This is a genomic window from Psychrobacter pasteurii (assembly GCF_900162815.1).
Classification (GTDB): domain Bacteria; phylum Pseudomonadota; class Gammaproteobacteria; order Pseudomonadales; family Moraxellaceae; genus Psychrobacter; species Psychrobacter pasteurii.
The window spans coordinates 77,490-100,601 of record NZ_FUGD01000049.1; the positions used below are offsets into that span (position 1 = coordinate 77,490).

General features: G+C 43.1%; 17 protein-coding genes. 7 read left to right on the forward strand and 10 right to left on the reverse strand.

Going from position 1 to position 23,112, the window contains the following annotated elements:
• Positions 1 to 39: 39 nt before the first annotated feature.
• Both gcvP and A1232T_RS02785 read left to right on the forward strand, forming a co-directional pair.
• Positions 40 to 2,934, forward strand: a complete 2,895-nt coding sequence (gcvP, locus tag A1232T_RS02780; protein ID WP_077447947.1) for an aminomethyl-transferring glycine dehydrogenase — start codon at positions 40 to 42, stop codon at positions 2,932 to 2,934.
• 230 nt (positions 2,935 to 3,164) lie between these two features.
• Positions 3,165 to 3,893: an esterase/lipase family protein gene (locus A1232T_RS02785; RefSeq protein WP_077447948.1), complete on the forward strand. Its 729-nt coding sequence runs from the start codon at positions 3,165 to 3,167 to the stop codon at positions 3,891 to 3,893.
• Between the two features lie 10 nt (positions 3,894 to 3,903).
• Here the strand turns inward: A1232T_RS02785 and A1232T_RS02790 are convergent, their stop codons facing one another.
• From A1232T_RS02790 to A1232T_RS02805, 4 genes are all read right to left on the reverse strand, one after another.
• Complete coding sequence (locus A1232T_RS02790) at positions 3,904 to 5,220, reverse strand: ribonuclease D (protein WP_077447949.1); 1,317 nt, start codon at positions 5,218 to 5,220, stop codon at positions 3,904 to 3,906.
• A gap of 118 nt (positions 5,221 to 5,338) precedes the next feature.
• Positions 5,339 to 5,926 carry a recombination mediator RecR gene (gene recR / locus A1232T_RS02795; protein ID WP_077447950.1) on the reverse strand — a complete coding sequence of 196 codons (588 nt, stop codon included), beginning with the start codon at positions 5,924 to 5,926 and terminating at the stop codon, positions 5,339 to 5,341.
• A 202-nt stretch (positions 5,927 to 6,128) separates the two neighbouring features.
• Complete coding sequence (locus tag A1232T_RS02800) at positions 6,129 to 6,461, reverse strand: YbaB/EbfC family nucleoid-associated protein (RefSeq protein ID WP_007395367.1); 333 nt, start codon at positions 6,459 to 6,461, stop codon at positions 6,129 to 6,131.
• A 181-nt stretch (positions 6,462 to 6,642) separates the two neighbouring features.
• Entirely contained in the window at positions 6,643 to 7,935 is a 1,293-nt protein-coding gene (locus A1232T_RS02805; RefSeq protein WP_077447951.1) for an O-succinylhomoserine sulfhydrylase, read from the reverse strand.
• A 172-nt stretch (positions 7,936 to 8,107) separates the two neighbouring features.
• Here A1232T_RS02805 and A1232T_RS02810 point away from each other — a divergent pair, with 172 nt between their 5' ends.
• From A1232T_RS02810 to dusA, 4 genes are all read left to right on the forward strand, one after another.
• Positions 8,108 to 9,043: an NAD(P)-dependent oxidoreductase gene (locus A1232T_RS02810; protein WP_077447952.1), complete on the forward strand. Its 936-nt coding sequence runs from the start codon at positions 8,108 to 8,110 to the stop codon at positions 9,041 to 9,043.
• Positions 9,044 to 9,516: 473 nt separating this feature from the next.
• Positions 9,517 to 11,079: a phospholipase D family protein gene (locus A1232T_RS02815; protein WP_077447978.1), complete on the forward strand. Its 1,563-nt coding sequence runs from the start codon at positions 9,517 to 9,519 to the stop codon at positions 11,077 to 11,079.
• A 91-nt stretch (positions 11,080 to 11,170) separates the two neighbouring features.
• Positions 11,171 to 12,478, forward strand: a complete 1,308-nt coding sequence (locus A1232T_RS02820) for an MFS transporter (protein WP_077447953.1) — start codon at positions 11,171 to 11,173, stop codon at positions 12,476 to 12,478.
• 42 nt (positions 12,479 to 12,520) lie between these two features.
• Entirely contained in the window at positions 12,521 to 13,522 is a 1,002-nt protein-coding gene (gene dusA, locus A1232T_RS02825; RefSeq protein ID WP_077447954.1) for a tRNA dihydrouridine(20/20a) synthase DusA, read from the forward strand.
• 107 nt (positions 13,523 to 13,629) lie between these two features.
• Here dusA and A1232T_RS02830 read toward each other — a convergent pair whose 3' ends face one another.
• The 6 genes from A1232T_RS02830 to A1232T_RS02855 form a co-directional block, all read right to left on the reverse strand.
• A complete protein-coding gene (locus A1232T_RS02830; RefSeq protein WP_077447955.1) occupies positions 13,630 to 14,472 on the reverse strand; it encodes a CPBP family intramembrane glutamic endopeptidase in 843 nt (280 codons plus the stop codon).
• Positions 14,473 to 14,655: 183 nt separating this feature from the next.
• Complete coding sequence (locus A1232T_RS02835) at positions 14,656 to 15,540, reverse strand: alpha/beta hydrolase (protein WP_077447956.1); 885 nt, start codon at positions 15,538 to 15,540, stop codon at positions 14,656 to 14,658.
• Positions 15,541 to 16,614 (reverse strand): signal peptide peptidase SppA, encoded by a 1,074-nt coding sequence (gene sppA / locus A1232T_RS02840; RefSeq protein ID WP_077447957.1) that lies wholly within the window; start codon positions 16,612 to 16,614, stop codon positions 15,541 to 15,543.
• 199 nt (positions 16,615 to 16,813) lie between these two features.
• Positions 16,814 to 19,573 (reverse strand): ComEC/Rec2 family competence protein, encoded by a 2,760-nt coding sequence (locus A1232T_RS02845; RefSeq protein ID WP_077447958.1) that lies wholly within the window; start codon positions 19,571 to 19,573, stop codon positions 16,814 to 16,816.
• Between the two features lie 16 nt (positions 19,574 to 19,589).
• The gene (gene lolD, locus A1232T_RS02850; protein WP_077447959.1) at positions 19,590 to 20,276 is read right to left on the reverse strand and encodes a lipoprotein-releasing ABC transporter ATP-binding protein LolD; all 687 of its coding nucleotides are present in this window, start codon (positions 20,274 to 20,276) and stop codon (positions 19,590 to 19,592) included.
• A 68-nt stretch (positions 20,277 to 20,344) separates the two neighbouring features.
• On the reverse strand, positions 20,345 to 21,580 hold the full coding sequence (locus A1232T_RS02855; RefSeq protein ID WP_077447960.1) for a lipoprotein-releasing ABC transporter permease subunit: 1,236 nt from the start codon (positions 21,578 to 21,580) through the stop codon (positions 20,345 to 20,347).
• A gap of 433 nt (positions 21,581 to 22,013) precedes the next feature.
• Between A1232T_RS02855 and A1232T_RS02860 the strand changes: the two genes are divergently transcribed.
• Positions 22,014 to 22,976: a hypothetical protein gene (locus tag A1232T_RS02860; protein WP_077447961.1), complete on the forward strand. Its 963-nt coding sequence runs from the start codon at positions 22,014 to 22,016 to the stop codon at positions 22,974 to 22,976.
• Positions 22,977 to 23,112 lie beyond the last annotated feature (136 nt).

Sequence of the window (23,112 nt, forward strand, 5' to 3'; positions counted from 1 at the left end):
ACCCTAGCCAAATGTTTGATTTAACCATTAAGGACTGCCATGACCTCACAAAACACACACTCTAACCTATCTTTTGATGGTCTGTTTGACGAAGCACGCTTCGTAGCAAGACATTTAGGTTCAGGTGCTAACGATCAAGCAGAGATGCTTAAAGCGGTTGGCTATGATGACATGGACAGCTTTATTGCTGATACTGTGCCTGAAGCTGTACGCATGAACCGCGAATTAGACCTGCCAAAAGCCATGAGTGAGCACAACGCTCTGGCCAAGCTACGTGGCATGGCTGATGACATCACGGTTAACAAGAGCTATATTGGCCAAGGTTACTCACCTGTACGTATGCCTGCTGTCATTCAGCGTAACGTACTAGAAAATCCAGGCTGGTATACCGCTTATACCCCTTACCAAGCTGAAATCTCACAAGGTCGCCTTGAAGCACTACTTAACTTCCAACAAGTTTGTATCGATCTAACTGGTCTAGAATTAGCCGGTGCCTCATTACTTGACGAAGCCACTGCAGCCGCTGAAGGTATGGCGATGGCGAAGCGTGTGAGCAAAAGCAAATCAAACCAGTTCTTCGTAGATGAGCGTGTTTATCCACAAACTCTTGACGTAATCCAGACCCGTGCCAAGTATTTTGGTTGGGAAGTGGTTGTTGGTGACTTTGAAACCGCTAAAGCCGGCGATTTCTTCGGTGCCCTATTCCAATATGTGGGCCGTGAAGGGGATGTGGTTGACTTAACAGACGTCATCTCTGCAGTTAAAGAAAAGAAAACCTACGCTTTAGTCGCCAGTGACATTATGAGCCTAGTGCTATTGAAGTCACCTGCTGCTATGGGTGCTGATGTGGCTTTAGGTAGTACTCAGCGTTTTGGTATCCCAATGGGCTTTGGTGGTCCACACGCTGCTTACTTTGCATTCTCTGACAAAGCAAAACGCTCAGCCCCTGGTCGTATCATTGGCGTTTCCAAAGATGCTCAAGGCAACACTGCCCTACGTATGGCGCTACAAACTCGTGAGCAGCACATTCGCCGCGAAAAAGCCAACTCAAACATCTGTACTTCACAAGTATTGCTAGCCAACTTAGCGGGTATGTACGCGGTGTATCATGGTCCTGAAGGCCTAAAACGCATTGCCACTCGCATCCACGCTATGGCCACTGCCTTTAGTGATGTGATTAAAGCGTCTAACAGTGAGCTTAAAGTGGTTCACGATCAAATCTTTGACACAGTATTGGTAGAGTGTGGTTCTGAAAAATTAGCCACTCAAATCTATGAAAATGCTGAAAATGTGGGCTATAACTTATGGCGTGAAGGCGACAGCAAACTGTCTGTTTCTTTCTCTGAAACCAGTAATGCAGCAGACTTTGAGACCTTAACTCAGCTGTTTACTAATAAAGCAGAGTCTTTACCTAGCGAAGCTAAAGTATCATTAACAGAGGCTTTATTACGTACGGATGCGATTTTAACTCACCCAGTATTTAACTCGCACCACACCGAGCACGAAATGCTTCGTTATCTGAAAAATCTTGAAGACAAAGACTTAGCGATGAACCGTAGCATGATTTCACTGGGCAGCTGTACCATGAAATTAAATGCCACAAGTGAAATGCTACCCATCACTTGGAATGAGTTCGCTAACGTGCATCCTTTTGCGCCAAAAGACCAAGTGACTGGCTACTTGGCCATGATTGAAAGCTTACAAGAGCAATTAAAAGCCATCACTGGTTTTGACGACATCTCAATGCAGCCAAACTCTGGTGCTTCTGGTGAGTACGCAGGTCTACTGGCCATCCGTCGTTACCATGAGTCATTGGGTCAAACCAACCGTGACGTGTGCTTGATTCCTAAATCTGCCCACGGTACCAACCCAGCTACCGCTCAGATGATGGGTATGAAAGTTGTGGTAGTTGCTACTGATGAAAATGGTAACGTTGACGTTGACGACCTAAAAGCGAAGTGTGAAGAGCACAGCGAAAACTTAGGCGCTTTAATGATCACCTACCCTTCTACTCATGGTGTGTTCGAAGCTGGTATTCGTGACATTTGTGATCTAATTCACAGCCACGGCGGTCAGGTTTATATGGACGGCGCAAACATGAACGCCCAAGTGGGTATCATGCAGCCTGCTGAAGTAGGTGCTGACGTACTACACATGAACCTGCACAAAACTTTCTGTATCCCACACGGCGGCGGTGGTCCAGGCATGGGCCCTATCGGTATGAAGGCTCACTTAGCGCCATTTAAAGCCAACCATGCTGTTACTCCAGTATTCAATGCGCCTCAAGACACAACGGCGGTTTCTGCTGCTCCTTACGGCTCAGCAAGCATCTTACCGATCTCATGGATGTACATCACCATGATGGGTCGTGATGGTCTACTAGAAGCCACTAAGTCGGCTCTATTGAATGCTAACTATGTGGCCAGTCAGTTAGAAGCAGACTATCCCGTGCTTTATACCGGCAAGAACGGCCGTGTGGCTCACGAATGTATCATTGATATCCGTCCTCTAAAAGAAGAGACAGGCATCACTGAAGCAGACATCGCTAAGCGTTTAATGGACTATGGTTTCCATGCGCCTACCATGAGTTTCCCTGTGGCAGGCACGTTAATGATTGAGCCTACAGAGTCTGAAGCTAAGCATGAGCTTGACCGCTTCATCTCAGCTCTTAAATCTATTAAGCAAGAAGCGCTTAAAGTGAAAGAGGGCACTGATGGTTGGACCTTGGAGAACAACCCATTAGTTAACGCCCCTCACACAGCTTTCGTTATCACTAATGAAGAGTGGAGCTATCCATATAGCCGTGATACCGCAGCCTTCCCATTAGACTATATCCGTCAGCACAAATTCTGGCCTTCTGTGGGTCGTATTGATGATGTGTATGGCGATAAAAACCTAATGTGTAGCTGCCCTAGTATCGAAAACTATATGTAATCAACTACTGCGAGCTTCTCGCCACTGTTGATTATCTAGCTACAAAAAAACCTTCAGGTCTTAGACTTGAAGGTTTTTTTATGTCTATAATTTTTATATCTATAAGATTAGGTTAACTTTTAATGACATTTTTTAACGTATATCTACCGGCTCTCTATTTATAATCTGTGCTGTGCTATTTTGAAATTGAACTGCTTAATAATTAATAATTAACAATTAGGAAATACCTTTTGTCAAAACCTAAGCCATCGCCTGCCTCATCTGCACAGCCCAGTCGTCCCTTCGTGGTGTTAATACATGGGCTACATCAAAAAGCTTGGATTATGCAGCCTTTAGCAAAGCAGCTGCAAAGTCGGGGCTTTGCTACACATCAGCACAACTACTACAGCCTACGTGATAGTATTGATAAGCACAGTGCGGCCCTTAATAATTGGCTATTAGACAACCATGACCCTTCTGTTCCGATAAATCTGGTGGGTCACAGCTTAGGTGGGCTGGTCATTAGAGACTTTATTGCACGCTTTCCTCAATGGAAGATAGCCCGCTGTGTTACCTTAGGCACCCCTCACAATGGTAGCACCACCGCTAAATACGTTAATAAGCTGCTATCACCCTTGGTAGGAAAGTCGTATAAAAATGCCTTAGATGGCCAAAATGCACCGCTAAAAAAAGGGATCAGCTTAGGCGTGATTGCTGGTAACACCCCTCATGGTCTAGGGCAGATAGTACTTAACTATCACAACCAAAAATCAAAACTTAGCCACCCCCAATGTGAGCATGACGGTACGGTTTATGTCTTTGAAACTAAACTTGCCACAGCAACAGATCACATCACCCTTCCCGTCTCCCATACCGGAATGTTAGTTAATCAGGCTGTGGCAGAACAAACCGCTTATTTTTTAGATCATGGCATGTTTAAAAGAGCTGCCATTAAACAGGCATCGAATAAGAGACTATAGAGATATTTCCTTATAGCTCTTCCTCCTCTTGCTGCATCCGCATACCGTCTTGTAGCTCCTGCTTATAGCTTTCAAGCAATGGAATTAAGGTTTGCATCACCCAAGGATTACGCCACCCTTTAAGACCTTCTGGGATATCCTCGATTGGCAAGTCAAAAGCGATAATTTCATACAGCTGAGACAGCCATTTTTTTCGCATTAAGACATTTGCGGGCACCCCAGTTTCAGCCTCATAATCTTTGACAGCTTGCTGCACAGCTTTTGAGACAGTCTTATCTTTAGAGCGATATGGGGGAAAAATACGGGCGGGCTGCTCTTCAGCAGGTAGGTTACGTGCTTTATTAATAATATCAATCAGCTCTTCACCATAAAGATGAATCATACTGCGGTGCATGGTGGTTTTTTGTGTCAGCTGCTTAATACTCTTAGGAAATTCAACCACTACGTCCCGTACGGCTTGTTTTTTTAGAATGAAAGTTTTTGGTTGGTTGGTAGCCCGAGCCAAAGCTTCTCGCCAGCTAGATACTGCTTGTAACACCGCTAGCTGCTCACCGGTATACCGAAAATCTGCCATGGCTAAATAAGTGGCATCATCTTCAATGTTGGCCGCATCATACAGCTCTTTGGTATAAAGCTGACAATCTTCAATCACCTTATCTAGTAAGTTTTGCTTATTCAGCTGCTGATGTAAAATGTCGTATAAATTAAGTAAATAACGCACATCATCAATAGCATAACACTCTTGCTCATGAGTTAAGGGTCGGGCCAACCAGTCTGATTGACTCTCCCCTTTTTCAACATGAATGTCTAGCTCCTGACTCAGTGCTTGCTGGTACCCCATCTGCAGCTGACCGGTTAAATAAGACAGCGCTATTTGGGTATCAAAGACGTTGGTCAAGGCAGGGCTTTCTGATAACAGATAAAAAATCCCCAAGTCTTCCCCGCAAGCATGCCAAATCATCATTGGCATCTCTTCTAGTACCACCCAAAACTCGGTCAAATCAAGCTTGGGCGCATCAATCAAGTAGATGCACTCGCCTGTATTAATTTGTACTAAGGCAAGAATCGGAAAGTAAGTACTGCGTTTAATAAACTCGGTATCTAAGGCGACTCGATCTCGGGTTTCCAAATCATCAAGACAAGCTTCTAAAGCATCAAAATCAGATACCCAGTACACCGGCAACTCAGAAGAAGCTTCTAAATCTCGCTTGATGGCCTCTACATCAATGAGTTTGCTGGAATCATAAAGGGTTGCTTTTTTTGCTGTCGCAGCGCCTTTGGCTGACGATCCTTGAGTGGAAGTACTGTCTGTGGATGCCTGAGTCATTGGAATCTTCTTTTACTGTGAAATGAAAATAATAAGAGTTTGAGTTAAATAGCAGTTATTGATACAAAGGTTATAGCTGCCGGATTTCAAGTTTCTAAGCTGCTAAGTTAATAGATTACTAAGAGCGATTTTGTAAGGCTTGTGATAAAGTCATACTGTCTAAATACTCAAGCTCACCGCCCATCGGAATGCCCTGAGCAATACGAGTGACCTTTCCAACATGACGGCGAACCGCTTCGGAGATGAAGTGCGCCGTGGTCTGACCTTCCACTGTGGTGCTGGTGGCCAAAATAAGCTCTTCGACAGGGGTGGCTTTTACCCTATTGACTAGCTGATCAATATTCAAGTCATCAGCATTGATGCCATCAAGCGGAGATAAATGACCACCCAAGACAAAATATCGACCCCGATATCCAGCGGATTGTTCGATAGCCATCACGTCTGCAGCTGTTTCTACCACGCATAGAACACTGTCATCGCGTCTAGGGTCTAAACAAATGGGACACACCTCATCATCACTAAAAGAGTGACATTGTTGGCATTCAATAATACCATGCATAGCAATATCTAATGCCTGCGCCAGCGCCGATCCTTGAGGCCTTTTTCCATTAAGCAGATGCAAAGCCATACGCTGGGCTGTCTTTTGTCCCACGCCCGGCAGTACTCGCAGCTGCTTAACCAAGTTATCAAACTTTTCGGTTAACAATCCATCACCTTCTTTATATACCAAATCTTTTGGGCAATAAAATAAACCCTACTTAATAAATAAATCTTTGACTGACTTATATTTTATCAACTTATAGTGTCAGACACGACCACAAGCCCTTAAATAAAAAATGGGGGGTAATTTAGTCATTACCACCCCATCATTTGAACTATTTTGTAATAAATTTTTAGCTAAAACTAAATTAGCCAAATAGACCTTGCATACCTGGTGGTAAACCCATACCACTGGTTGCATTGGCTAAAGTTGTTTCTGATAGCTCGTCCGCTTTAGTTACTGCAGCATTAATAGCAGCGGCAATTAAATCTTCAATTAGATCTGGCTCATCTTCTAATAAGCTTGGATCGATAGACAGACGCTTAACCACATGACGACCAGTCATAGTTACTTTAACCAGACCATTGCCTGCTTCTGCTTGAACTTCTTTATCTGCTAGCTCTTTTTTTGCTTTTTCAACATTGGCTTCAACTTGCTTTTGCATGGCCTGAGCTTGCTGCATAAGTGCTTGAATATTCATGATTACCTCATCAGTATTTTTAAAATAATTCGAATTAGTCTCGTTACCGGCTACGTTATTAACTATATAAAGTCTATTAATAAGACTGTTTTAATCTTTCACAATAACCCTTAAAAACATGAGCTTCATTATACTGATAACTTAGGTAGCTGTCTAAGGGGTTATGTTCTATGCTTGTGACTTAGCTTAAGCTATCTAAGCCTCGCGCTAAGTCTTTAATAATGTCATCCACCTCTTCTAAGCCTACTGACAGTCGAATGAGCGCATCAGTAACCCCAGCTTCAGCACGAGCCTGTGCCGAAATCCTAAAGTGAGTGGTGGTCGCAGGGTGTGTCACTGTGGTTTTAGCATCCCCTAAGTTATTGGTAATAGACACCATTTGGGTGCTATCAATAACGTGCCAAGCCGCCGACTGCGGTGTGTGACTGCCCACGGCTTTCACTTCAAAGCCCATGATGGCTCCATAGCAGTTTTTGCGATGGTGTTGCTGCTTGGCAAGCTCGTGCATGGGGTGGCTTGGTAGACCTGAGAAATGCACTTTTTCCACATTGGGGTGATTGACCAAAAACTCAGCAATTTTATTGGCATTATCACAGTGAGCTTGCATACGTAGATTTAAGGTCTCTAACCCTTTGATAAATACCCAAGCGTTAAAAGGACTCATGCTGATTCCGCCGGAGCGAACCACGACGAAAGCCTGCTGCATCAGTTCCTCACTACCCACTAATGCGCCGCCAAGAACTCTGCCTTGACCATCGATATACTTAGTTGCCGAGTGAATGACAATGTCCGCCCCAAACTCTAATGGACGCTGAATGGCAGGGGTAGCAAAGCAGTTATCTACCACAAATAATGCCCCATGAGCATGAGCAATCTCACTGATTGCTTTCATATCTGCAATCTGGCCTAATGGATTACTGGGGGTCTCACAGAATAATAAGCGGGTATTGGACTGCACGGCTTGTTCCCAAGCCTGGTTATCAAAGCAATCCACATAAGTCACGCTAACCCCAAACTTGCCCATAAGGTTATTAAATAGACCCACTGATGAGCCAAATAATTGTTTGGCAGCGACGATATGATCGCCTTGTTTTAAGTAAGCTAGGCACATAGTTAATATGGCGCCCATACCTGAGGCGGTTGCTACTGCACGCTCTCCACTTTCTAAAGCAGCCAGTCGACGCTCAAAAGTACGTACCGTTGGGTTGGTATGACGTGAATAGACATTACCTGTTTTTGACCCATTAAAGTGAGCAGCGGCATCGGCGGCCGACTGATACACATAAGAGCTGGTGGTATAAATGGGATCATTATGCTCGCCTTCATCACTGCGATGTTGCCCTGCACGTATGGCTATGGTTTGCATAGCATAGCCTTGGCTTAAATCTAGAGCATCATTGGTCCAGTTATCATCTAGTTGACTGCTTGGGGTGTTAGTAGAAGCTTGAGCGGTGTTTTGATTGTCATGGGTCATAGTATTATCTATTATGGCTATTAAGGATGGGTGAAAGAAAAAGAGCTATAAAAATAAAGGTATTTTATCAATATATCACTGTTTTTTTATTATTTTCGGATTTCTATTGTAAGCTAACGCTATTCTGTTTTTAAATTAACATAAAACTAAATTCATGCTATGGAGTACGGCTATGAGCACAAATAATATCTCTACCAATTCAGACACAACTGCCACTCAACCAAAATCTGTCAGCTTTTTGGGCCTAGGTGCCATGGGGCATCATATGGCAAAGCATTTAGTGGGCCAGTTTGAGACAGTCATGGTTTGGAACCGATCTTTTGACAAAGCAGAAGCTCATGCTAAAGAGTTTGGCACCCAAGCCGTCAACTTACAACAAGCAGTAACTGCAGATGTTATTTTTTCTTGCCTGCCCACCAGTAATGTCGTCGATGAAGTAATCGAACAAGCCTTACCACATTTATCCGCCAATAGCGTCTGGGTAGACTGTACCAGTGGCGTGCCAGACCAAGCCAAAGCCAGTCAAGCCAAGCTTAAAGCCATTGGCTGCGAGTTTTTGGATGCCCCGGTTTCTGGTCAGACCTCTGGAGCCGACAGTGGTACCTTAACTGTCATGATTGGTGGCTCTGCTGAAGCCCTTGCTTATGCCAAGCCAGCCATTGAATGCTTTGCGGGCCTTATTGTCCATGTCGGCGACTCTGGGGCAGGCTTTGCGGTTAAAGCCGTTAATAACACCTTATTTGCCATCAATGCTTGGGCTGCGGCTGAAGGATTATCAGTTCTTAAGGCCCATGGAGTCAACCCTTCAGATGCCTTAGCTTGTATCAATAAAGCCAGTGGTCAAAGCTTTGCTACCTTAGCCACTTTCCCCGATCGCATCGTCAACCGAGCTTTTCCTAAGACCTTTACCATAGATTTAATGGCCAAAGACTGTGGTATTGCTATCGACTTGCAAACCGAAAAACAAGTCCCAGCACCAGTGATGGCACAAGTTTCCAGCTTGGTCCGAGCCGCCAGTAACCAGCATGAGCCAGGGAGTGCCGACTTCTCAGAATTTGCTAAATTTTATGAAATGATGAGTGGCCTTGATATCACAGATGAAAAGTAGACTCGAGTTAAACTTTTTATAGGCCTATCAAGCCTTTAATCCAACCTACATTACAGTACCAATAAAGGGGAGCTGCTTTCACAAAGCCTCCCCTTTATTGCTTAAACACTTTAGCAACTTTAATAAGCTGTAAACTGGGTTAAAATACTTTTATTTTATACCGTTATATTTACTGTCATTTTTTGGCATAGGTTTTTAAAGCATAAATGACAGTGAATTTCTGGTAGAGCGAGTTTTCATAAAGGTATAAAACTTTGAGCCATTCTCTTATTAACCGCCCTGACAATCCCACTGCAGCAAGCCCTTCCTTGGCAAGCCAAATAACGCTAAACAAGGAAAAATCAGGCTTGGAGGCTGCTTGTCATCGCTTACCTGGCATAACTGAGACAAGCACCTGGCCGCTTAGGCTAATTGTGGTAAGCTTTTTTATACTGGCTCTTAGTGCTTGTAGTACCTTACCTAAGACCCCTCATATGGCCAAAAGCATTGAGCTCACTGAGTCTATTAATGCTCATTACACCAACAAGTCCAGCCAGCCCTCGCTCGATTCTAAAAGCAACAAACTAATAGAGTCCATTTCTGAGCAAAATCGCTCACACCCCAACCTTTCGGGCTACCACCCTATTGTGACTGGAGCCAATGCTTTTGCCTCACGCAGTATCCTCACCGATTTAGCTACCGAAAGTGTTGATGTTCAATATTATATTTGGCATAACGATCAAGCCGGTCAACTTTTACTAAAAAAGTTATGGCAAGCCGCTGATCGCGGTGTGGTGGTTCGTTTTTTATTGGATGATTTTAATAATAATGCCGCTTTAGATAAGCACTTATTACGCTTCGCCAGTCACCCGAATATCGCCGTACGTCTGATTAACCCCATGTCTTTTCGAAAGTTTCAGACTTTAAACTACTTTACCGACTTAAGACGCATTAATCATCGCATGCACAATAAAAGCATGACCTTTGACCGTAACTTAAGCATCGTCGGTGGCCGAAATGTCGGAGATGAATACTTAAGCAATGATGAAAACAGCCAATTTGCTGACCTAGATGTGCTATTAATTGGTGATGTGGTACAAGATGTTAATGAGAGTTTTGAGCAATATTGGCGCTCTCCGCTCTCTTATGACATTGAAACTTTAGTCAAACAAAAAGGGCATAGTTCATCTATCAATGCCTCAAACGACGCTAAAACCAATACCAACAACTTCATTGCTAGCCTGGATAAAATCTATCCTGAGAAAGCTCAGGCTAACCATGATGGATTAAGTGTGTATAATCGAGCCTTAGAAAATTCGACCATTGACTCTGACTTAATCAATAAGCAAGTGCCTTTTCGCTGGGCAAACATGATTTTTTTGAGTGATGATGTTGAGAAGTTGTCAAAAAACACTCACCCTAATGTACATTTGGTGGCTCAATTAAGAGGGTTATTAGGAACCCCTACACAGAACCTCTCTATCGTTTCTTCTTATTTTGTTCCCACCAAAGATGGGGTGCATACCTTAATCAAACTTGCACAACAAGGGGTAAAGGTTAGAATACTCACCAACTCGTTTAATGCCACCGATGTCTCTGCAGTTCATGCCGGATACGCACAGTGGCGAGTTCCTTTATTGCAAGCCGGTATAGAGATTTATGAATTAAAAGCCACAGCCTCTAAAGAGGATAGAGAAAACAAGCTATGGCGTGCCCGCTCACAATCCTCTACCAGTCTTCATGCCAAGGCTTTTGCGGTAGACGATCACAGTGTATTTATCGGCTCATATAATGTAGACCCAAGATCCGCCAACATTAATACTGAGATGGGCGTGGTGATTGAAGATGAGGAGTTGGCATTGAAGCTACATACTGCCATTAGTGACGACTTACTCAATCAAGCTTATAAGGTTGTGTTAACCGATCAAGGTCGTCTACAGTGGCAAACTTTAGAGGAAAGCCAAATGGTTTATCACGATAAAGAGCCTCATATTGATTTTATAGACTCACTCTGGATAAACGTCATGTCCTCTCTGCCGATTGATTGGCTGTTATAGTAGACTTAGCCTTAAGACCTCATAAAAACAGTGTTTTTTTGACTGCAAATTAAAGCCCAATTCAATATTTATATTACGCGATACGACTATTATGCCTTTTGTTGCCTTATCCGACTCATCGAGCTCAGTCTCACCAAAGCAGTTAATGATCATATGTGCCAGTAACGCCGTTACTTACTTTGACTTCTTGATTTATCTGTTTATGACAGACATTATCAGCAGCACTTTTTTCCCAGCCAATGATGATCCTATTTTGGCCAAAATGCAGGTCTTAAGCTTATTTATTGCTGGGTACCTGACCCGCCCTATTGGGGCTATGCTTTTGGGGCGTTATGCCGATGTGAAAGGTCGACGCCCTGCTTTAATAATCAGCATGTCCTGTATTGCAGTAACTGCCTTAATCACAGCTAGCCTGCCAACCTATGCGCAAGTTGGGATACTGTCCCCTATTTTATTTTTTATCGCACGCTTAATTCAGGGTATGGCTTTTGGCGCCCACACTCCTCTAGGCTGGGTTTATATTGCAGAGCACGTCAATAAAAGAAACTTAGCCACTTATTTAAGCTTCGTCACAGCAAGCTTTATGTTGGGTGAGTTGGGGTCAAACCTTTTGTTTGAAGTCATTACTTCCACTCATACTAGAGATCAACTGATTGAAAGTGGCTGGCGCATTCCCTTCGTCTGGGCGGCTATGTTTAGCTTTGTTGTGTTGCTACTATTGCAAACTCTCAATGAAACCCCAATTTTTACCAATCAGCCAAACAAACAACCGTTTGTGCTTAAACTATCTGAACTAAGCCCTTATCTTAAGCGCTTTAATGCCATATTTTTGGCCATGATAATTACTTTTATTATCGCCAGTCTTACCATGGTAATTGCCCTACTTTTACCAGAGCTCATCTCTATGAAATTTAGTATTGATGAGTCTATGTTAACCTTCTCAAACAATTTAAGCCTGTTATTCTTGATGATTGGCTGTGTGTTTTATGGGTTGATTGCGGATAAAAGTGGCACTGGTAAAACAATGATGATAGGCGCAGCCGCCTTGATGATACAGGCTTTAGCCTTCTTTTATCATCTAGAACATGGGGGCGGTAGCTTTATCTTATTTATGTATGCCATTTTAGGATTCTGTGCCGGCATTATGAGCCTAGGCTCAGTGATCTTAGTACAGCTATTTCCTACTGAAGTTAGAGTAACCGCGGTCTCTTTGACCTATAACTTAATGTACGCGCTAGTCGGTATTACCCTACCCTTTGGCCTAGGCTATGCCACTAATTTGGTCAGCTTCTCACCGGCGTTATACATTACCTTTGTCAGTATCGTGACCTTTATCATCGGGCTTTATATCTATCGTCTACCCAAATTCAAAAACTTGGATGAATCTATCAAGCTATAGTCAGTTATTATTAACTTGTGTACTTAGGACTTAATCTTTCATATGAGCCAACCTGCTTTGCAAAATATCATGACCGACAAACGCCTTTCGATCGCCCCAATGATCGATTGGACTACCACAGACTATCGTTTTTTCGCCCGTCTGTTTAACCCCCATACTTATCTATATACCGAGATGATTTCGACGGGGGCTATCATACATGGCAATACCGATCGTTTGCTGCGCTTTGATACTAGCGAACACCCGTTGGTATTGCAGCTGGGCGGAGCAGATATCTCGGAGATGACCCAATGTGCGCTTGAAGCTCAAAAACGCGGATTTGATGAAGTAAACATCAATGTCGGCTGCCCTTCTGATAGAGTTCAGCATAATAAAATTGGCGCCTGCCTTATGGCAGAGCCGGATACTGTCGCAGACTTAGTGCGTCATATGCAAGCAGAAATAGACATCCCTGTCACAGTCAAGCATCGTATTGGCATTGATGAGTACGACAGTTATCAGTTTATGAAAGACTTTGTGGACGCCAGTGCCGAAGCTGGGTGTGAGCGCTTTATTGTGCATGCTCGAATTGCTTGGTTGAAAGGCCTTAGCCCGAAAGAAAATCGTGAGATTCCGCCGCTGAGATATGACGATGTCTATCGCTTAAAGCAAGAAATGCCTGAACTGAAAATTGAAATTAATGGTGGCATCGACAGCGTTGAGCAAATCAAAACACATTTACAACAAGTAGATGGCGTAATGATTGGCCGAGCCGCTTATCATAACCCTTATATATTGGCTGAAACCATGCAGTTATGGGGAGAGCAAGCTCCAAGTAGAGAGCAGGTTTTAGATCAGCTGTATCCTTACTTAGAGCAGCAAGTGGCTAATGGAGAGCCTCTCACCTCTATTGCACGCCATTTACTGGGGCTGTTCCAAGGCCTACCAGGAGCGCGTAAATGGCGACAGGCACTAAGCGGTAAGCAGCAGCTAACCGTTGCAGAGATTAAAGCCGCTGGTGACGCCACGTTACAGTTGATAGAAAGAGCAAAACAACAAGACTAGCCTGTACTAAAGCTAAAAAAATGCCCCCTACTTAAAACAGCAGGGGGCATTTTTTATTAAAAGCAGTAAGTTTTATTTAAGGCAACAAGATGTATTAAAGGCAACAGTTAACTGACAATAAGATACATCCACATAGCCAGCCCATTATTAATAATATGCAATAAAATGGGTAGATATAAGGAGCCTGACTTGGCTCTGGCATAACTTAATAGCAACGCTAGGATAAAAATCATGCTCATCTCATAAATGGCATACTGCAAATGAATCAATGAAAATAGAACACTGGTAGCAATACTGGCAATCCACACCCCTTTAGCGCCTGCAAACTGTTCTCGTACAGCGCTCCACAAGATGCCCCGAAACATCACCTCTTCATATATCGGAGCGATAACCACCATCGTCACGATTAATAGCCACTTTGGATTGGCACTGTCATATAGATCATCGACAAAGGCAGTGGGGTTTTTATCCAAAATATAAGTTAAGGTCTCAGTTGCGATCACAAACAGCAGCCACAACCCAATAAAGCCCACCGCCATGTACATCGGAAAACGCTTTAATGCTAGATAGTCACCAACACCATAACTAAAGTTAGGCTTACCTGCAGCATTGTCGGTAGCGGTCAAAGCTGATGACTGTGATGAGACTGCCTGAATACGCCACTTCACAATGGCATATATAATAACTAGCAGGGCCACTAGCGTAAACATCATAGCGAAGCTAGTTACTGTGCCATCAAAGCTACCCATACCAAATCGCTGTGCCGTCGTTAATGAAAAGTCATTAAAAACCACAGGAGCAAACAGGTATACGCCTATAAGCTGCAACGTTAAAAACAGTGCAACTATACCAATATAAAGGGCCACTACCCCAGGCTTAGAGAATAGTTTAGCAGAGGTGTGTGCTTCTTTGATTTCTGAGGTTGGCTTAGTAGCAGGTTTATTAAACATAATAGAAGCTGTTTTTTTTAAGAATGTGTAGGGTATTGCAGGTAATTGGTCTGTGCCAAATTAGGAGGGCAACACTTGGCACAGACGGAGGTATTAAACCCCTTAGCTTAGGCTGTAATTTGGTTCACAACCCAAGTAAGGTCTAATAAGCTCAAGGCTTAATACTTAATAAGGCTTAATAAACTAAGCTTGTTCTGCGATAGTGGCCAAGATTAACTGAGCCACTGAATCAGGATACTCTAAAGGAAACATATGTCCGCCTGCATGTAGCTTAAAAGGAATAGACAAGCGGCGTCTCACTTTATTTGGGAAACCCATTTCATAAAAACGACTGCTGTCGCCTATTAGCAAGGTAACAGTTCTCTTAGGTGGCTTATTCGGCTTGAGCCAATAAAGAGAGGGGTTGGTACGGAACACAGCCACTTCAGCCTCTTTAGGAATGGTTAAAGTAACTGTTCCATCTTCTTGATCTCTTAAGCCATGCTGCAGATAGCCTTCAAATGTACGCTCATCAAAATTTTTAAAGAAGCTTTTTGGACGTAATAATTCATGAGCTTGCTCACGACTGTCCCAAACATCACGGCGATTTTTGGAAATGCCGGCAGGAGACATTTTATCTGCCCGCTCTTGCGACACAAGTTTAGCGGCATGCCAAAGCAGGTTGTTTTTACCATAGATAAGCGGTGGATCCATCAATACCGCTTGTACAAACAGTTTGGGTTTACGATAGATGGCCTGCAAGGTGCATAACGCTCCTAAGGAGTGGCCTAGACCTATCACTGGTACCTTATGCTTTTTTACCAGTGCTTGCACACTATCAATAATTTGATTGGTTAAACTTTTCCAATGATTATCAATAGGGTATGTAGGATTACCTTGCTCATCGAAACCTAAGGTTGGGATATACTCAACCGTAAAGTGCTGTTCTAACACCTCAAATATAGGTTGATAAACTCGGCTTGGCATACCATTGGCATGGGCAAAATGAATCACTGGCTTACCCGTCACTTTAGATACGGGCAAGCTTGAAAAGTCCATTTTTAATGACACATTTGAAGTTATTGGCATTTATCTCATCTCAGCTGAAGTTTGTTCTTCTGGTAATAGCTTCAACTCCACTGATGAGCCAATACCAGACCCTAGTTGTAGCGCGAAGTTATTTAAGAACATTCTCATCGGATCGACAGGGGTATAATCAACAACGTTATCTAAGTTAAGTTCTTTTTCTAACGTCATTAAACTCCCTTTTTTATCAGCTAAGCCTAGGTTAATGGCTTGCTCACCCGTCCAAAATAGACCAGAGAATAGTTTATTTTGTTCTGGGTCTTTTAGCTTATCGCCACGACCTTGCTTAACTGCATTAATGAAGTGCTTGTGCGTATTATCTAACACATTCTCGACATGTTTTTTTTCATAGTCGCTTAACTCACGGCTCATGCTTAAAATATCTTTATATTCGCCCGCTGTCAAAGTGGTGTCTTTAATACCCGCTTTGTCCATAAGACCTTCGATATTGTAGCCTGGCATGATAACCCCGATAGAGCCTACTAAGCTTGATGGGTTAACATAGATTTCATCAGCAGCAGAAGCAATGTAATAAGCCCCAGAAGCTCCCATATCACCAATGACCGCATATAGCTTTTTCTTTGGATACTCTTCGCGTAGCTCCATCATAGTTTGCCATATCTCATCAGACTGAACTGGCGAGCCGCCAGGAGAGTTGATGTTTAAAACCACGGCCTTCGAGCCCTTTGACTTAAACGCTTCGGTTAAAGCGGCGCTTACATCATATGAGTTTGCTACATCATCAGGTCCGATAACCCCTTTAATATCAACAACGGCAAGGTGTGGCTTGGAAACATCTACCGTGCTAATATTTTCGGTTGGGGCACAGCCACGGCTAAGCATAAAAAATAGCAGTAGCAAAGTCAGTAAACTTAGTACTTTAGATATCACACGCCAACGACGAGCACGACGTTGCTCTTCGATGCTGGCCATTAGGGTTTTTTCTAGTAAATGCCACTCACGGCCGCCAGAGCTTACAGGTAATGAGCGTGGTGTCTGTGGTGATTTATTATTGGAATTATTTGGAGCCGGATTATTATCAGGGGTTTTATTGGGATCTGGTGGCCAGTTTGACATATAAAATGTGAATCCTACTTATCGATTGATGTATTTATTGACCAATTGACTTAACTTTTAAGCAAGCTTTAAGTCAGAAAATTAAGCTAACTTTTGACTTAGTCTTGAGCATTCAAGCCTCAATCAATTAGAACTTCATACCATACCTGACCGAGCCCTACTTTGTCAGCGGTAATTCTGTAAAATATTAATTCATATCTTAATTTTTCGGCTGTTGCCAATACAGATAGCTTTCTTTTAAGGGCAGTGTGGCTGAGGCATGATTCTGACCTATTATCCTCCATTGCTGAGGTGAAAAGCTATCCACCATTGATTTTTCTATTATTGACTGAGAGGGAGTTAGCCAAGTGTCATGCGACTGTGTTTGAGACTCACATATTAACTGCCAAAGCTGTGCCAATTGCGGCTTAGAACTGCTATAAAATACTGCTATATTAAGTGGATTAGAATCTTGATTGATTATACTGGTTGTCGCTTCTTCTTTATCTCCACTAACCATCGGCCCAACAGCGGTGAATAGCTGCTCAGTTTTACCTTGCTCACTTAGATAAATCGGCCGTCTACTCGCTACTTCTATCGTACAATCCCAAACCCGATTGTCCTTCACTTGCTCCCAACCCGTAAGCACCTTTAACGAAAGCGAATCAAAATCTAGCTTAGCTTTCAGAAGATCAGCTTGTGAAGATTCAGGCCACTGCTTGGTCGCGTGACAACTTTGAGCTTGTAAAGAAGACCCCATCAAAGCCTTATCAACACTCAATTTATGAGCAGTCAATCCGGCCTGCCAATAGTATGAAATAGGCATATACTCATTAAGCTGTGCCACTACCGGTGCCAAATTAGTGGTTGCCGTTTGAACAATAACTCCGGTTAATTGCTCAACCTTATGCTCTTTTAACTGATCATATAATCTCTGAGAAAGCTGTGTTTGCTGCTTGAGCGTCAACTCCTCACTTGCCTTTTTAGTCTTATACTCCTTCTCATAACTTGAGAGGAGCAACCACGCCTGCTGTTTATCCTGTATTAAACTGGCAGCATAATTGAAATCTTTTGGATTTAGTACGGTGATATGCACCGAGTCTTTGGTGACATCCTCATTGGCATATACCATTGCGGCAATCGCAAGCAGTGGCACAGCTGACAATCCTCGACTCAGCATAGACTTAGGCAGCATCCAAGGCAGTGCCATGAGTAATAAAAGCCCCATTAATGGCAAACTCATCTCGCTATATAACCAACCGCTTTGTTGGAAAGTAAGCTGTAACAACAGTAGCAAGCTATGTAGTTGATCTAGTATCCAAAATAGTAATGACCACAGTGCGGCCGATAAAGCATTGTTAGGCATTAAGACAAATAGCACACTGGCCAATAAATTAATGGGAACAATGATAGAACCAAATAGACCTATGGCAAATAAGTTAATCACAAATCCCCAAAGGGAGACCTTACCAAAGAGCCAAAGGCTAATCGGCAGTAAGGCAAGCGACATCCAAAGCTGTAGCTTAAATAAAGAAAACAGGTGCTGCTTAGCTTTAGCTGCTGTGCCTGAAACTTGTTTGTCCACCCGCTGCCACCGCTGACTGTATGCCACCAAGACTGCTACTGCTACAAATGACAACCAAAACCCTGCCTGCCATAGGACAAATACATCTGCCCAAGCCATAGCCACGGCCAATACCAGTAGCATTTTAAAAATAGAGGGTACTGCTAAAAAATAACGCATTATGCCAACCAACAGCAGCATACAAGCCGTGCGCAAGGCGGGCACATCAAACCCTGCAAAAAGGGCATAGCCAAAAGCGGTTATGGCGGCAATAAGAAAGGCGCACTGCCAGCGGGGTAGCCAGTGGTAAATACTGGGTCTAATACGATTAATCACAGCGGTTGCTAAGGCTGCACACAGCAAACTTAGAAATAGAACATGCGTGCCAGATATGGCCAATAGATGAGATATGCCGCCAAACTGATATAAGGCCGTCATATCATCGCTGATTAAGCTGCGGTCACCGGTTAATAAACTTAAAGTTACCGCAACTTCGTCCTGGCTGTCCTTAACTTTAGAGCTCTCATGATTGGCCTGCTGTGAGCGCTCAGTCATTAATTGCAAAAAATGCTCCCGAAACTGATAACGCATCACATCAATTTTTTGATGCAATGTTAAGTCATCTCCCAGTTCTATCAGGGAGTAGTTGGTATCGACCACAAAGGCTTTGGCGGTAGCATGACGGCTGCTTAACCAGCGGTATTCATCAAACTCATCGGCATTGGCTTTATCCTTTATCTCAAGGGGCTGTAAAGCTAGCTTCATCCTCAGCTGTTGATTAGGTGCTAGCTGGTTAAGCGGGCTATCCTGACTTTGATAGCTTTGCAGCATAACCGTCATCGTCGCTGGCAACTTATTTGACACAACTGAGTCAGGCGTTACTGATGTTTCCTGTTGCAAGGAGTCAGCTTGAATATCAGACAACTCAACCAGTTGCCGATAGCCTTGTACCACCTCTCCTTCTTCAACTGCCAGGCGCTTATCGCTTAAACCTATTGGGGTGACCACAGCTTCTATATAAAGGTTATTTTGGGGAGAAGCTTCTATAAACGCTAAGCGCTGTGCCACACTATTGCATAGCACCGCCAATAACAGCAGTAATAACGTAGCCAGTTTAATAAGTGGCTGAAAGAGCCCTTGCTGACGCAGCTGGGTGTAAGGCGTGACATATAGCGGTTTTATTGAAATAGAAGGAGAAGAAGTATGAAGAGAGGTTTTTGTTTTTAAAAATAATGAAATCAGATAAGACAAGCCGTACAGCAAAGCGATTAAGGCCAATAATAGGTAGGCGGCTGCCTGCCAGCGCTCACTGTTAACTTGATGAGACAGGTTGCTAAGAGCATAGAGCTGGCTCGGGTCCAGCTCTAAAATGGCTAACATTAAAGCAATTGCTAATATTCCTGCTAGCCAAATCAAATAAATTCCTTAAGGGTTAATCATCAAAGTTTTCCCACTTACCATTTTTTAGCAGCATCTGACGATCGGCCATAGCGGCCAAGTTTCTATCGTGAGTCACCATTAATAGCGCAGTTTTCATAGTATCTTGAAGCTCAGCCAATAAGCCAAAGATACTTTGGGCATTGTCATAGTCTAAGTTACCTGTTGGCTCATCTGCCAGCACCAATGAAGGTTTAGTCACCAAAGCCCTAGCAATAGCCACACGCTGTCTTTCACCACCTGATAGCTCACCTGGGCGGTGCTCTAGTCTGTGGCCTAATCCCACACGTTCAAGCAAGTCAACCGCTTGCTGACGCGCCTCTTTAATAGGCACTTCTTTGCGAAGTAATAGCGGCATTGCCACGTTTTCGATTGCGGTGAATTCAGGCAATAGATGGTGAAACTGATAAATAAAGCCCAAATGCTGATTGCGCATCTCGCCACGCTGGGTCTCATTAAGGTTATTTAAGCATTTGCCATGCAACCAAACCTCCCCTGAGGTAGGCACATCAAGGCCCCCTAAAAGGTGCAATAAGGTACTTTTACCAGAACCACTGGTACCTACAATAGCAATACGCTCGCCCGCATTTACCGTTAAATTCAAACCCGTTAACACTTGAGTGCGAATATTGCCTTCATCGTAAATTTTGTTGATGTTTTTTGCGACTAAAATCTCTGACATACTATTTTCTCAATTGCTGTTGTTCTAAAAGGCTGTTTAAATCTCTTTTATCCCTCAAAGCCACGCTACTATTCGTAACGTAAGGTTTGAGCCGGCTGAATACTGGCCGCACGGCGAGCAGGATAAATAGTTGCCAAGAAACTTAATAAGAATGAAGTGCTAGTAATAATCAACACATCCGTCCAGCGCAGCTCAGTAGGTAGATAGTTGATAAAGTAGGCATCAAATAAGTGCAAGTTAAACACCTGGTTAATCCAGCCTAGTAGGTCACCAACCGTCAACGCTAAAATAACCCCTAAGACAGTTCCAGCCACAGTACCGATAACCCCAATCACTAAACCTTGGACCATAAATACTTGGGTAATCAGCTTTGGTGAAGCCCCAAAGGTTTTTAAAATAGCAATGTCTGCTTTTTTATCCGTCACCAACATAACCAAGCTTGAGACGATATTAAAGGCAGCCACAATAATGATTAAGAACAGCAGCAAGCCCACCATCGCTTTTTCCATTTGAATGGCACCAAATAAATTACCATGAGTTTTGGTCCAATCATTTGGATACAGATACTCAGGCTCAAGGTTGGCAGCTCTTTGTGCCACTTGTGGGGCTAAGAAAATATTATCCAACTTCATACGCACCCCTTGAGCGCCAGGTGGTAACCGCAGCAAAGTGGCTGCATCGCCCATAGGAATAAAGGCCACTAAGTTATCCACTTCGCGGCTGATATTAAACACCCCGGTTAGCGTAAAGCGCTTAAATCTTGGAATAACTCCAGCTGGTGAAGGAGAAGCTTCAGGTAATACCAAAGTTACCTTATCCCCTACTTGCAACCCTAAGGCTTCTACCATGCTTTCGCCCAAGACAATACTAAAGTCGCCATCTTTTAAGGTATCAATACTGCCTTCGACCATATGCTCATTAATAATCGAAACATTTTTCTCATATTCAGGCTCAACACCGGTAACCATGATACCTGCCACCTGACCATTTGAGGTCAACATCCCTTGTAACTCAATAAAAGGAGCAACGGCGGCTACTTCAGGATCTTTCTCAATCTTATCGGCCAGACCTTTCCAATCAGAAATAATCTCACCTGAACTGACAGTGGCTTGTGGGACCATCCCTAAAATACGAGTCTTAAGCTCACGATCAAATCCATTCATTACGGATAAAACCGTAATTAATACGGCAACCCCTAGAGTCAATCCCACCATGGAAATCAGTGATATTAAAGAGATAAAGCGGTTACTGCGCTCAGCACGCGTATAACGTAATCCTAAAAATAAGGCTAATGGACGAAACATAATTCAGGCTCTTAACCGATTAGAAGTTAACTAATAGAGTAACTAAAAGATAATAACTAAAATGATAATTAAAGGGTCATGCTAAATAGCAAAGCCCATAGTTTGACACAAACACAACTAACTTGGCTATGTTTGATTTATGCAATTATTTTAATATATCTATCTGGGACTTGTTTTGTTGACCAAAACTCTTAATTTACTTATAGAAATAACCGCAATTTACCAACGATAATAGGGGTATGATCTTGTATTAAGATAAGTTGCCCCTATTTAGTTAATAGAGCAGAGGGTTGCAAAACTTCTAGCTACGTTGATGACTCTTTTACCAAACCGCTTTTAACATCAAAGCGACAGCTTGCCATTACAGCGTCGGGTTATAACAAATTAAAATGTAGCCACCCTTAAAATCAACCATCAAAAGTATAAGTTTATTATGACAACTCAAGTTTATAAATATAGCCAGCATCCAGACGTACGCCCTATCACCATTACCTTAACCGATGAACAAACCGCAGGTCATGGCGATCACTGGCGTATCCTAACCGACAACATCGAAAACGATGTGCCTAATTGGCTACAGAACTCTATTGACGATGCAACCATTGCCGCTGGTTTAAACCCTGCTTTAACCAAAGACTCTTTGCCGCACCTCTTGTTATCTTGCAATGAGATGTGTCATATCAATCAAGTGTTGGCCATGAAAGACGGCAAGCCTCAAAACTTCATTAACGCCTTCCCTTGTGTGAATAGCCCTTATGGCTTGGTGTGCAAAATTGACCGTATCATCGCCAATCCTTCAACCAAAGATGCTGTGTTACGTCTAATCAGTGAAGATGGCAGCGTTATCTATGCCTTCGACCAAATGTATACCGTTAACCAACCTCTTTATCGCCAAGGCCAACAATATTTCGTTAACTTTAGTGCGTGGGCATACGCCATTGAGCCTAGCAATAAAGATGAGGTTATCTTAGTTGAAGACCCTGAAGCCATTCGCTACCACCGTGCCTACAATGATATTGTGGCTAAGAACAATGGCGTTATTCCTGCAGACTTAGATAAACAAATAGATCAGTGGCAGGCCGATACCGATGAAGAATTGGCCCCAGTTGAAATCAATCTAGGCAATATGTGTGCTTATTTATTTGGTGAAACTTTGGGTCAAGAAGATGAGGCTTGGTGCCAAGGTCAAGTACTGGGTAAACAGCAGCAAACCTTATACGACCGTCAACTAACTGTGTTTGATGTGGCCATCTTGCGTGAGCCTGATGCTGATCCTTTTGTGGTACGTGTAGCAACGCCAACCACTGAAAGTGTTCAGAAAATTGAGGTCAATGACTATATTCAAGCCAACATTTGGCTGCAAGCTGCTATTTATCATGAGAATCAAGCAGACTAATCAATAAAAACTCAAGTCTAAGCACAACCGCTAAAAAAAGCCGATTCATTAACTGAGTCGGCTTTTTTGTTGATAAATCAGTAATTTTTGGTCGATACTGATAAATATATTAAAAATAGTTGACTTTTTAACAATT